Raw genomic sequence first — 13,259 nt, 5'->3', positions numbered from 1 at the left:
TCTAGCAAAATTCGGGCTGGTTCGAATGTCTTTTCGGATCCCCGTTTGTTTCAACCGTCAGCCTCCTTCGCGAGCGTTTCTCATGATGCAACTTGGTTTTGTCAGTGCCATCTTGCCGGAATACAACTTGGAGGAAGTCTTCGCGGTCGCGAGCCAGTGTGGCTACGAGTGCGTGGAAGTCATGTGTTGGCCGCCGGGAAAAGCGGAGCGGCGGTATGCGGGAACGACGCACATTGACGTCACCGATCTTTCCGACGAACGCATCGACGAGATTCAGTCGCTCTGTCAACGATACGACGTCGCGATCAGTTCGCTCGGCTATTACCCCAACCCGTTGTCACCCGATGAGTCCGAATCCAAGGTCGCAGCGGAACATTTGATTCGATTGATCGAGGCCTCTTCGCGACTGGGGATCGGACGTGTGACCACGTTCATTGGTCGAGATTGGAAGAAAACAATCGATGACAACTGGCCCCGATTTGAAAACGTGTGGGGACCAATCATCGAAGCGGCAGAAAAGTTTGATGTTCGGATCGGCATCGAAAATTGCCCCATGTTCTTCGGTGACGACGAATGGCCTGGCGGAAAGAACTTGGCGATCAGCCCGGCGGTGTGGCGACGAATGTTTGAAACATTCCCAAGTGAACACTTCGGCCTGAACTACGATCCCTCACATCCAGTGTTCATGCACATGGATTACCTGACACCAATGCGAGCCTTCGCCGATCGATTGGTCCATGTTCATGCGAAAGACGTTCGCGTTGACCAAGTCATGCTGGATCAAGTCGGAGTGTTTGCCAATCCGAATGAGTGGCACACTCCGAAGCTACCGGGCCTTGGACAAGTCGACTGGGGTCAGTTCTTTTCAATCCTCACCGACACCGGGTACAGCGGACCGGTCTGCGTCGAAGTCGAAGACCGGTCCTACGAAGGTTCGATCGAGAACCGAATTCGAGCTCTCAAACAAAGCCACGACTACCTTCGGAATTACTTGCCGAGGATGTAGCGAGGCAGACCAAGCAATTCGAAATCTGTTTTCATCCACCTACCTCTCCCCCCGACGAACGTCGAGGTCGTGCAGTTCTATTTCACCCTCCCTTTGGGAGGGTCGGCCCGCTTCGGGCCGGGGAGGGTTACGCGCTGGATCCAATGCTGAGCCCTCCCCTCGCTTCGCTCGACCCTCCCAGAGGGAGGGTGATGAAAAATGCCCGGCAATACAGCAGTTAAAACTGCACGACCCCCGTCGGGGGAGAGGTGGCAGTGGACAGCAAACTTATCGGGCGAGCACCCTCAGCCGGGTCCGCTCACCTTGCGGCTTAACAGGCCAGAGCAAGTGAACTGCAATTGTGCTCAGTGAGCTTCGAGGGCTTCCCAACGTTCGTAAGAATCGGCGAGTTCGGCTTCCTTCGCTTTGAGTTCATCGCTCTTGGTCGCGATCACATCGCCGCCGGATTGGTAGAACTCCGGTGCGGCCATCTCTTCGTGGATTGCAGCGATTTCCGCTTCGAGCTTTTCGATCTTGCCCGGCAACAATTTCAATTCGCGTTGGTCGTTGTAAGACAACTTGACCGGCTTCACGCTGGTCTCGTTGCCGACACTGTTGCTGGAAGGTGGCTTCGACGTGGTCTTCTTCTCGCTCGTTTTGGTCGCACCTGCTTCTGCGCGTCGTCGTTTGGCGACCGTTTCCCATTCGTCGTAGCCACCGACGTATTCATTCACGATACCGGGGTCCGAATCATCATCGAAGACCAACGTGCTGGTCACGACGTTGTTCAAGAACGTTCGGTCGTGGCTGACCATCAGCAGCGTGCCATCGAAACCGACCAATTGGTCTTCGAGCAGTTCCAACGTCTCGGCGTCCAAGTCGTTCGTCGGTTCGTCCAGCACGATGACATTGGCGGGCTGGGTCATCAGTTTGGCCAATAACGCTCGATTGCGTTCACCACCAGAAAGGAACTTGACTTGGGTTCGTGCACGCTCGGGAGTGAACAAGTAATCTTGCAAGTAACCCATGATGTGCTTGGTCGCATTGCCAACCTGGATTTTGTCGCTGCCCTCGCCCACGTTCTCCTGAACCGTGAGTTCTGGATCCAACGTGTCTCGCAATTGGTCGAAGTAAGCAATCTTCAGGTTGGTGCCCAACTTGACCGAACCCGTTGTCGGTTCGAGTTTGCCCAAGATCAACTTCAGCAAAGTCGACTTGCCCGCTCCGTTGGGACCGATGATGCCAATCTTGTCACCTCGCATGATCAGCGACGACAGATCGCGAATGATCACTCGGTCCGTGCCCGGGTAAGTGAACGAGACATCGTCGAGCTTGGTGACCAAAGCACCGCCGCGCTCAGCGACTTGCAGATTCAGTTTGGCTTTGCCCTCGACGCTGCGACGCTGGTTGGCCTCATTTCGCATCGCCTTCAGCGCTCGCACACGTCCTTCGTTGCGGGTTCTTCGAGCCTTGATGCCTTGCCGAATCCAAACCTCTTCTTCCGCCAGTCGTTTGTCGAACAAAGCGTTCTGCTTTTCTTCGGCGTCCAATGCCGCGGCTTTGCGTTTCAGAAACGTTTGGTAATCGCACGTCCAATCGAACAAGCGTCCGCGGTCGATTTCCCAGATGCGATTGGCGAGCGATTGCAAGAACGACCGGTCGTGAGTGATGAACATCAACGTTCCGGACCAACGGCTCAAGAAGTCTTCGAGCCATAGAATCGACTGAATGTCCAAGTGGTTCGTTGGCTCGTCGAGCAGCAACATGTCTGGTTCGCTGGCGATCGCTCGTGCCAACAAAACACGACGTCGCATTCCGCTGGAAAGACTTTCGAATTCTGTCTGCGGATCGAGGTTCATTCGCGTGAGCGTTTCCTCGATTTTCTGTTCGATCTCCCAAGGTTCCCACGTGCCGTGATCGGTCGGCCCAAGAGCGGTTCCCAGCCCGGCGGTCGTTCCCATTTTCGAGAACTCTTCCGCTGGCAACGTCATGATGTCTTGGACGGTTCCCTTGACGTTTTGAGGAACGTCCTGAGTCAGCCGCGCCAAACGCACATTCGCATCCAAGATCACTTGCCCGTTGTCCGGCGTGACATCGCCAGACAACATCTTCAGCAAGGTTGTCTTGCCCGCACCGTTCCGGCCGAGCAAACCAATTCGCTGCCCTCGTTCGATGCGTGCGGAAACCCCGTCCAGCAAAGCCGGACCGCGAAAACCGATGGTCAAATCATCCAGTGAAATCATACTGTCGCGGTGCTTTCGGTAGCGTCGTTGGTGGAATCGTCCATGGATTCACGGAACAGGTCTGCGATCACGTCTTCGAGTGGCGGGTCTTCGACAACCACGTCCTCGATCGCGTGGTCTCGTAGCGTTTCAGCGAGCAATCGGGGAACGTCGGCTCGGGGAACGCGATAGGTCAGCTTCGGCCAATTTTCGTCGACGACTTCGCCGAGACGTTCAGGTCGCGTCAGGTTCTCGGACGCCGCGAACTGCAACGTGACCAATTTGTAGCCACTGAATTTGTCAACGATTCCCGACAGCGATCCGTCGTACTGAATCGTGCCTTGAGCGATCACGACGACGCGACGGCACAGCGCCGCGACGTCTTTCATGTAGTGGCTGGTGAGCAAGATCGTGATCTTGCGTTTCTCTTGGTAGTACCGCAGGAACTTCTGAATGTTGTGCTGTGCGATCACGTCCAAACCGATCGTCGGTTCATCCAAGAACAACACTTCGGGACTGTGCAACAAAGCCGCGATCAGTTCCATCTTCATGCGTTCCCCGAGCGACAATTCTCGAACGGGTTGATCGAGTAAACGAGTCACGTCGAGCAGATCGCTGATCTCATCCAAACGCGTTTTGAACTCGCCTTCGGGAATCCCGTAGATGTGCTGATGCAAGCGATAAGATTCGCGGGCGGGCAAATCCCACCAAAGTTGATTCTTTTGCCCCATCACCAAAGCAAACCGGCGTCGGTAACCGTCTTTTCGTTCCCAGGGAACGTACCCCATCACGCTGGCGGTGCCCGACGTTGGTTGGATGACGCCGCTCAATAACTTCAGCGTCGTCGTTTTGCCAGCACCATTCGGCCCCAGAAAAGCGACGAACTCACCCTGGTCGACTTGTAAATCGATCCCACGAACGGCGGTGACTTCTCGGAATTCTCGCTTGAACAATCCGCGAATGCTGCCGCCGATTCCTTCGCGTTTTTGGTAAACGCGGTACTTCTTTGTCAAATCGCGGACTTCGATGATCGACATGAGTTGGACTTGCGGGAAGAGGTGCGATATCGGTCGCAAAAACCGGCCATTGTAAGGACAGTTTGCAATCCCGCGAGGCGGCACCCACCCTGATTGAACACGCTTTCAGCAATCCCTCATCAACGGGGTGAATCAGTCCCAAACCATCTCGATTCGCGACGTTTTGCTCGACAAGCGATCAAACAATTCGCTGGCGATTGGACGCGACAACATGGGCAGTCTGTAAACGTGGTCCGCTGGACCAGCCGCCGCGGTGTCGATTCGAAGCGTTTGCATGTCCCAGCGGCGATCAAATGGCGTTTCCGAACAACTGACGGATTGGATTCGATCGTAGAACGTGCAACTCACCTTTCGATCCCAAAATCCTTCGCGAATGACGACGCCTTCTCCCGATGGCAATTCAGCGAATCCAAAGTGACGATGTCGACGCTGAGCAACCCAAATGTTCAGCGGGATCAGAACCACGGCGACCAGCACCCCCAGCGTCCAAGCATACGAAAAATCAAACAATAAAAACGCCAAACCACCGGCGAGGATGCTGATGCCCTGAGCCCGTAGACTGGATTTCCGCCGCATCCGTTTGAGCGCCCGTCGGTCGAGCGATTGCCACTCAAGCGAACTCTCCGACCATTCCAGTCCCGGTCGCAGTTGCTCCACCAATTCATCCAGAAGTGACTCGGGGATGACTGGTACGAACCAGCGACGTGTGACCGTCGTCGCCGCGTCTTCGTTTTGCTTGCCGGCACCTCCGGCGGTTTCAATTCGGATCGACGCGAGTTTCATCCATCGCAGCAACGGCGAGCGATGGATGCTGATCCACTGAATGCGACGTCGCGGAACCGTGGCCGAAACTTTCGTCAGCAATCCACATGACAGATGCAAGTTTTCGTCGCGCAGTTCTAAACGGTACCCATAGAACCGAAGCACATACCAAGCGATCCCCAGCAAACGGATCAACACGAGGACGAGAACCAACGCTCCAACCCAAACCAGCCAAGATTCCCACCAGTTGGCCTGTGATCGAGCGATCTCCATTTCGCGACTGGACGGTATGTTTCTCACGATCCGGAGAACAAACCGGTTGTCATTGCCCATCTGCTGCGAGAGGATCCCGATGACGATCCCGACCATCACGAAACCGCGGTTGCTGGCCAATCCCGCTTGAACCAACCACTTCAGCGGAATCTGCAGCAAGGTTGTCGATGCGGAGACTGGCGCCGTGGTCGCTGCCGACGGTCCGTTTGTCGAAGTCGCTGATTCGGGGATGGCCCCCGTCCCCATCGCAGCTTGGCTTGCCGCCTCAGAAGACACGCCTTTGCGAGCCGATTCGATCTGCTCTCGCAGTAATTCGACTTCGCTTAGAGAAAGAACTTTCAGAATCGCTTCGGGTTCTGTGCCGCTGGCCGTTTCAACTCGAACCTCCGCCACGCCAAAGATGCGATGAAATAGGTTTTGGACGAGATCGACATTTTGTATGCGAGCAACCGGAACGTTGCGTTTGGATTTGAAGAACACGCCCGACGTCACAACCAACTCTCCATCCGCCAACTGGTAACGATAGAACCAGTACCGAACGAATCCGATTACGGCGAACACCGCCATCGTCATGCCGAGAAAGCCCCAGGCACCAATGAACCCCAACCAATTCGATTGAGATCCATTCCAGGCGACAAGTGCGAGTGGAATGATGGTGTGCTTTGAAATTGCGACGGCTTGAAAAACAATCGAAATCGGATGCAGCGGTTTCGGCTCTGGACTCATGGTGTCACCGGCGATTCAGGCGGTGTGTTCATGTCCCAGCGACCGCCAGTCAAAGCGTCTCGCAATTGCTCGGCGGTTTCCGATTTCAAGTTTTCAAGTTGGACCGATGAGTTCTTTGTTCCCGCTGTGTGAATGGCCAGGGTTGCGAGCGAATACATCCGCTGCAGGGGGCCTTGTTCGATGTCGCTGTGCTGCATTCGAGAGTGTGGGATCACGATTCGGTGACGCCACCATACGCCTCGCCGGATTTCCAAGCCGTGTTCGCTGATTCTCCACGCCGCACACCGGTGCGCGGCCTTTGGATAAAACCATGCCGCGTAAACGACTAGGCCGAGAAGCAGCAAGCAACCAGCCACAGCCCACGCCCATACGTCAAGCGTGGCTGACGCAAAGAACATTGGAACGATCAAGCCAACAAGACAACCCACCAGCACGACGGCAATCACAATCCCGCCCTGGAATCGGTCCAACTTGAGTGCCTCGATCGGCAACGATTGATAAGACGTCGAATCAGTCGGCAACGGAGCTTGGGTGGCTGCTTCGTTGGTCGAGAGGACTTCTGTTGCGTTCGTTTCGGTCGAGCCAGACGTCTCACTTAGAACAACTGGTTCGCCCTCTGTGATCGTTTCCTCGTTGGCGTTTGGAGCGGGCTCGGTGTTCATCGGGTGATGTCGCTTTCGGGGGGCGAGTCGCCTTCATGGCAACTCCGTGCGTTGATCTTCGTAGCAGTGTGGGTGAGAAAAAATCTTCGGGGGATTGTCGAATCGACTGGCTCATTCAAGTTGGACGTTGGGACCGGATTGGCTAGACTGAGGTTCCCGCCCGCGGACAATTCTACCAGTGCCGCGATTTGCCCCACCTCCAGCCGACTGAGCATCCCTCGATGTTCCCCGCGATGCCACTCGCCTGTTTTCTGTTCCGCTGCGTCGTTTTTGCCGCCTGTGTTGCTGCGCCAATTTTGTCGATCGCGGATGACGATCCATTCGCGGCCTGGCGGAAAGAATACGAAGACGCAATCTATCCGATTTTGGATCAGGCCTGTTCGGAGTGCCATCGGGGCGCGGATGCCGAAGGTTTTGATCTAGAACAATTCGGTGCGAGCGAAAAGCTGCAAAAAAATGCCACCGTTTGGGAAGAAGTCGCCAAACGCGTGCGACTGAACGAGATGCCACCTGAAGGCAGTCCGCAACTCAACGACGAACAAAAGGCACTCGTTCATCGATGGTTCGATTCACGACCGGATGACAACGAGTGCGAACGACTGGCCAACGAAGAGACCCAGGCTTGGTACCGTGGCGTCGTGATGAGCCGCCGGCTCACTCGAACGGAATATCTCAACGCAATTCGAGACCTGGTGGGAATGCCCGTTGATGAATCGTTGCAAGTTCCTTCGGACGGGGCCGGCGGCGAAGGATTCGATACCGCTGGCGACGCACTCTTCACATCGGCGTTGCACATCGAACAGTACTTGGCGGTGTCCAACCAAGTCATCACAGATGCTTTGAATTCGGGCGGACAGTCTTCTTTGGCTGGCAGTTTGCTGACGAACATCGCCAGCGAGGTCGATGCACGAGAGGCGATCAACCAATTCGCCCGCCGCGCGTGGCGACGCCCCGTCGATGGTTCTGAAGTCGACCGATTGATGACGTTGATGAACGCCTCCCAGCAATCGGGAATGCCAATCCGCGAAGCGACCGCTGATGCATTCAAAGCGATCTTGGTGTCACCGAATTTCTTGTTTGTCGTCGAAACCGAATCCGAAGCCGGTGGCGTGCAACCACTGACGCCGCATCAGATGGCAACTCGGTTGGCCTTGTTCCTGTGGTCATCCATCCCAGACGAAACATTGATGTTGGCTGCGGACGCAAACGAACTGGCAACCGACGAACAGATCATATCGCAAATGCACCGCATGCTCGCCGATGACCGTTCGCGGGCGTTGGGAGAGAACTTTGGTTTGCAATGGTTGGGGCTCTCGCAATTCGAAGGTGAGTCCAAACCCGATACGACACTCTTCCCAGACTTTGACGAACGCTTGGCCGCCGACATGCGTGAAGAAGCCGTGCGAACGGTTTGGAACGTTTTTAAAGATGATCGCCCGTTGATGGAATTGATCGATGCGGACTCCATCCATGCCAACTCGACTCTGGCGTCGTACTACGGTCTGGATGCTTCCGAACAAGGCCTGACACAAACCGATGACTCAGAAACTTGGAAACGCATCCCACTCTCGGATCGTCGTCGCGGTGGTGTGATCACACTCGCCGCCGTCCTGACAAGGTCATCGTATGGACACCGAACCAGCCCCGTGTTGCGCGGCCGTTGGGTTTTGGAAGAAGTACTCGGCGGGCGAGTGCCACCGCCACCTCCAGGGGTTCCCGCTTTGGAAGAGGCCGAAGCCGACCACGCGGCAACGCTTCGCGAACAACTGGAAATTCACCGCAAGGATCCTCAATGTGCCGCGTGTCACAACCGCATGGATCCAATCGGTTTTGGACTCGAAAACTTTGACGCGATCGGTCGCTGGCGAACTGAACAAGACGGCCAATCGATCGACTCCAGCGGCAAGCTTCCTTCAGGGGAAACGTTCTCCGGTCCCGAAGAACTCAAACAATTGTTGTTGCGGCGCAGTGGTGAATTCAAAAAGCACTTCGTCAAGAAGTTGTACGGATTCGCTCTGGGCCGATCGCTCAATAAGTTCGACAAGTGTGTCGTCGATGAATCGTTGGAAGCATTGGATGCCAACGACCAGCGTGCCAGAGTGATCCTGGAAACAATCGTGACCAGTTATCCGTTTCGCAATCGTTATTTCAAACCTGCCAACCCATAGACCGTTAGGTTGATCATGCAAAAGCCCATTCCTCGTCGTCGCTTCCTGCGTGGCAGCGGAGCCGTGTTGGGACTGCCTTGGATGGCCTCCATGGCGGATACCATGGCCGCTGCCAAACCGGACGCATCGGGTTCGCAAAATGGCGATCCGCAACCGCCGCTTCGCACCGCGTTCCTCTATTTCCCCAATGGAGTCTGGGAGAAAGATTGGGTTCCTGAGTCCGAAGGAGCCGGCTACGAACTGTCGCCTTCACTCGAACCGCTTGCGGATTTGAAGGATGACTTTCTCGTGCTGTCTGGGCTCGACAAGAAACACTCGCACGGTGGCGATGGTCACTACGCCAAGACCGCAAACTACCTGACCGGGATGCCCGTTGCGAAGACCACCGGGAAAGACATCAGCAGCGGCGGCGTTTCGATCGATCAATTGATCGCTGCGAAGGTGGGCGACCAAACGCCGCTGCCTTCGCTGGAACTTGGGGTTGATCCTGTGATCAGCGGCATCGACAGCAACGTCGGCTACACACGATTGTATGGTTCGCACATTTCGTGGCAGTCACCCACTCGGCCCATCGCGAAAGCCATCAACCCTCGCGTGGTCTACGAGCGTCTGTTTGGCAAACGGATGAAGACCAGCACTCCGGAAGCAAAGTCCTACCAGAACTTGCTGGACTACGTTTTGGAAGACGCTCGTTTGGTTCGCGGCAAACTCAGCCGCGACGATCAGTTCAAGATGGACGAGTACCTGGATTCGGTCCGCGAAGTGGAGAAACGGATTGAGTTTGCCACCCGTGACCAAAGCCACCGAGCACGCTACGAAGCAGAACGGGATCGCATTGCCAGCGGTCACGCACTGGAGATCCCAGAAACGGGAACGCCGGGTGACTTCCGCCAGCACATCGATTTGATGCTGGACATGATGGTGTTGGCCTTCCAAACCGATTCGACTCGCGTCGCCACGTTCATGTTTGCCAATGATGTGTCCGGTCGCTCGTTCAGCTTTCTCGACGGAGTTCATGGTGGTCACCATGAACTATCACACCACGAGAACAAAGAAGAAAAGATCGCTCAGTATCAACTCATCAACCGTTGGCACACCGAACAATTCGCTCGGATGTTGCGGAAGATGAAAGCGGTCAAGGAAGGCGAGTCGACATTGCTCGACAACAGCATGATCATGTTCGGGAGCAGCTTCTCCGACGGCAACCGTCACGACCCAGACAACCTGCCGTTGTTGCTGGCCGGTCGCGGCGGCGGCACGATCCAGCCCGGTCGTCACATCGCTGCCAAAGGCCAAGTCCCCGTCTGCAACTTGTATTTGTCGATGGCCAAACGCTACGGATTGGATCTCGAACGATTCGGCGACAGCGAAACCGAAATGACTGAATTGGCAGGGGCCTGATTCCACGCAGCGTAGCCGGATTCGCCAAGAATTCGGACGTGAATTAACTGGGACAACTGAATTCTGGCGAATCCAGCCACATGCATTCACGTAGGCCAGGTCTCACCTGGCGACCAAGCCGATGCTTTGGAACAAAGCGAGGCGATTTAGCATTCATCCGCGAGTTCGCGAGGCTCCGTCCAGTCACCCAGCCAGTTGGAACCTGGCCTACGTCGACCGATCTCGAATCAAGGGGCCCCGTCTTTCGGGTCGATCAGACTGCGGAACAACTCGCCATCGACGCTGGACGTGAGGAACTCCGTCGATCCATCCAAACGTGAAAACAGCGCGCCGCCTAGATGAGCCGATCCCCAGTTGTCCATGTAACGGGCGCCGGGACCATCTCGTTCGATCAACAAACCACTTCGCACGGTACCATTGCTGCCACCACTGAAGATCGGTTCGTCGTAATACCAACTCGTTTCCGTTTGAATGATCGGGTCGAATGCTTTCTCACCCGTCCCTAACGTGTTGCTCAGTCCGTCCGCAATCGCACTGAGTCGCTGAGCGTCAGGGAAGTTCAACATCACCCGGCGGTTGCCAGCGTAATCCGTCTTGGCCCACGCCCGACCGCCCGCGGAATATCTGCCGTACGAATCATCTCGCGGGACCAGTGGTTCTCCTCGCGAGCGACTGGGGCAACGGAAGAGCGGCCCAGCGGATTCGACCTGAACGTTCTGGTACGCTTCCCCTTGTTCCAGCGATGGCAGAATCGCATAGGCCCAGCACCCCGTTTGCTGCGGCGGTGAGGCTCCCGGTTGGCCGACTCCCCACCAAAACTGATGGTCAACCGCAAAGGTATAAGTTCCAATCCGAATCGGTTTGCCCGATGCAGAGGTGACGGTGCACTTGCCATCATCACCGCCATTGCTGGGAAGGTACTCATGCTTGGCAGCGTGCATTTGGATGCCGAGCGCAAGTTGTCGCTGTTGATTCATGCACTGAGTCCGCCGGGCTGACTCGCGTGCATTCTGAACAGCACCGGTGAACAATGACACCAGTAACCCCATGATCGCCAATACGATCAGCAATTCGATCATGGTAAAACCGCGACGAATGGTCATGATGCGTCCCGGTTCGGAAAGAGATTGGTTCATGGCGAGTCCTATCGGATTGGCGGAACGGATCAGTGGTCGACTCGGTACAGAAGGTGGCTTGCGCCGATGGATTCGATGGGCTCCGCTGGGAGCAACGTAGGCCAGGTTTTACCTGGCACCCCCGCCGATGCTTTGGAACAAAGCGAGGAGGTTTGACCTGCGTTCTCGAGTTCACATGGCTTCTTCCTGTCACCATGCCAGGTAGGACCTGGCCTACGTCGTCGGGTGGACATAATCAACGGCACCATGCCGTCCAGAAATTGGCCGTCGCGCGGAATCGAAGCTTGCGTGCGCATGGTTGAATCCCTCTTCTAATTGGATCGTGGCCAGAATCGGTAGGCGACCAACCCGAAGATCAGAACCACCAACCCGGCATTGAGATAGAAGAACTTGGGTGACTCTGGCGACGGTGCATCCGCTCGAGCATTGGCCAAACCGTGCTGTTGAATCTTGGCAAGTTGCGCATCGGAATAGGGAACAAGAAATCGTTTCCTATCTTTATGACGCGCCCACTCAGTACCAGCCGGCCAGGGCGGAATCCACTCAAAGCTGTCAACGTCGATCTCACTAATGTCGAGCATTTCGATCGAGCAGATGTAACCCGATTTTCCATCGGGAGTGACAGCCCGGTACGTTGCCTTCTTGGGGTATCGAAAACCATCGAACGTCATCAACTCTGAGATGTCGACCTGCAGTGGACCATCGGGATAGCTTTCCCGTCTCTCAAGGAGCAGGAGTTCCGGTTGCGAAGTGAACACGACGTAGGATTGATCCCCTGGGTCGGTTGCTGACATTCGAATTGCTTTTGGATCGGCCTTGTGTTCGAACCATTCGGTTTGAAGCTTGTCGCCCATTGGAACGAACTCAACGTCATTCGTTCGTTCAGTTCCATTGATCAAAGCAACATCGTTAACAAGAAGGCTGACGAGTGGGTCTTGATGAAAAGCAGGTAAGAGATGGCCAACGGAAGCATTGCCAAAAGAAGTCACTGCTTTCCTGCCTTCACAGTCGAATAGCAACTTCCGAAGAAAACTGTGGCTGGCCCGTCCGTTGGTGCCCTCAAAATAGGTCAGCAACGGATCGTCATCGATGTGAGGTTCGCCTTGGTTCTTCTGATAGTGCATCAAACGAACCGGAATGTAGGAGCGATCTGGAGTTGGCTTGCCAATGGCGAGCGTCCGCACGCCATTAGCAGCGATGTCCAAGTGCCCCGAGAAAAACGTCGCGCCACCGTGCTCGGTGCGGCTTTCAGTTTCGATCTTGTAGCGAAACTCTTTGCCGTAGAAATAGGTGCGAGGCTCCCCCTTCACGCGACGCAGTTCGTCAGCACTCAATAGCCGGTCATCCGCGCTAGACGACTGAGCTAGCGAACTAGCCGGTGAAAGGCAAAGAAACGCGAGTAAAAACAGGCTCGCTTGGAGGACTCTGACGCACGAGCGAACCATTCGACGATCCCATCTTGTCGACTCGTCTTTGTTCGGCAGATGAAACGCCCCCACCATTTCAAACTCCGCTGCTTCCTCAGTGGCATTCGAACGCGAACATCTTGCAGCGGTCATCAAGGCTCCCTTCAGGGCTCTGAACGGCGGTGGAACAACCGCACCATTCTAAAGAGGGGAACGCTCAAAATGCAACCGCCTGGCTCCAGAACTTCATCCAGGGCTGTTGGCTGACAAACTCCGAAAAACTAGCTACGCCGCGCACCGTCCTCCACCGCACCCACGTCCGGTGAAATTCCAAACAAAGGCTCTGAAGGAGTCCTCGTTGATGGCTCGGAGTGGAAGCCTCGAGTCTAGTAGGCTGTCAGTTATACGTAAGTCGGGTCAATTTTTGGCAGATTTGGCGCGGCATTTGCGCTGTCAATATCGGCAATCCAGGTGCTCTGGA

General features: G+C 55.6%; 9 protein-coding genes. 3 read left to right on the top strand and 6 right to left on the bottom strand.

The window, feature by feature from the left end; genetic code table 11:
- Window positions 1-85 precede the first annotated feature (85 nt).
- Entirely contained in the window at window positions 86-1,006 is a 921-nt protein-coding gene (locus tag CEE69_RS12735) for a sugar phosphate isomerase/epimerase family protein (protein WP_099261241.1), read from the top strand.
- Between the two features lie 344 nt (window positions 1,007-1,350).
- On the opposite strand, the gene CEE69_RS12730 is transcribed toward CEE69_RS12735, so the two are convergent.
- The 4 genes from CEE69_RS12730 to CEE69_RS12715 all read right to left on the bottom strand — a co-directional run bounded on the left by CEE69_RS12730 (window position 1,351) and on the right by CEE69_RS12715 (window position 6,667).
- Window positions 1,351-3,228, bottom strand: a complete 1,878-nt coding sequence (locus tag CEE69_RS12730) for an ATP-binding cassette domain-containing protein (protein WP_099261031.1) — start codon at window positions 3,226-3,228, stop codon at window positions 1,351-1,353.
- Entirely contained in the window at window positions 3,225-4,244 is a 1,020-nt protein-coding gene (locus tag CEE69_RS12725; RefSeq protein WP_099261030.1) for an ABC transporter ATP-binding protein, read from the bottom strand. Before CEE69_RS12725 ends, CEE69_RS12730 begins: the two co-directional genes overlap by 4 nt.
- A gap of 132 nt (window positions 4,245-4,376) precedes the next feature.
- Entirely contained in the window at window positions 4,377-6,005 is a 1,629-nt protein-coding gene (locus tag CEE69_RS12720) for a PH domain-containing protein (RefSeq protein WP_099261029.1), read from the bottom strand.
- Window positions 6,002-6,667 carry a PH domain-containing protein gene (locus CEE69_RS12715; RefSeq protein ID WP_099261028.1) on the bottom strand — a complete coding sequence of 222 codons (666 nt, stop codon included), beginning with the start codon at window positions 6,665-6,667 and terminating at the stop codon, window positions 6,002-6,004. The genes CEE69_RS12720 and CEE69_RS12715 overlap by 4 nt, the downstream gene beginning before the upstream one ends.
- Window positions 6,668-6,900: 233 nt before the next feature.
- Between CEE69_RS12715 and CEE69_RS12710 the strand changes: the two genes are divergently transcribed.
- Together CEE69_RS12710 and CEE69_RS12705 are read left to right on the top strand one after the other, a co-directional pair.
- Complete coding sequence (locus CEE69_RS12710) at window positions 6,901-8,835, top strand: DUF1588 domain-containing protein (RefSeq protein ID WP_233215181.1); 1,935 nt, start codon at window positions 6,901-6,903, stop codon at window positions 8,833-8,835.
- 15 nt (window positions 8,836-8,850) lie between these two features.
- Window positions 8,851-10,236 (top strand): DUF1552 domain-containing protein, encoded by a 1,386-nt coding sequence (locus tag CEE69_RS12705; RefSeq protein ID WP_099261026.1) that lies wholly within the window; start codon window positions 8,851-8,853, stop codon window positions 10,234-10,236.
- A gap of 227 nt (window positions 10,237-10,463) precedes the next feature.
- Here CEE69_RS12705 and CEE69_RS12700 read toward each other — a convergent pair whose 3' ends face one another.
- Both CEE69_RS12700 and CEE69_RS12695 read right to left on the bottom strand, forming a co-directional pair.
- Entirely contained in the window at window positions 10,464-11,372 is a 909-nt protein-coding gene (locus CEE69_RS12700; RefSeq protein WP_099261025.1) for a DUF1559 family PulG-like putative transporter, read from the bottom strand.
- A 311-nt stretch (window positions 11,373-11,683) separates the two neighbouring features.
- Window positions 11,684-12,706: a hypothetical protein gene (locus CEE69_RS12695; protein WP_099261024.1), complete on the bottom strand. Its 1,023-nt coding sequence runs from the start codon at window positions 12,704-12,706 to the stop codon at window positions 11,684-11,686.
- Window positions 12,707-13,259: the final 553 nt, after the last annotated feature.

It is taken from the genome of Rhodopirellula bahusiensis (assembly GCF_002727185.1).
GTDB lineage: Bacteria > Planctomycetota > Planctomycetia > Pirellulales > Pirellulaceae > Rhodopirellula > Rhodopirellula bahusiensis.
This window is presented reverse-complemented; position numbering and strand designations above follow the sequence as displayed.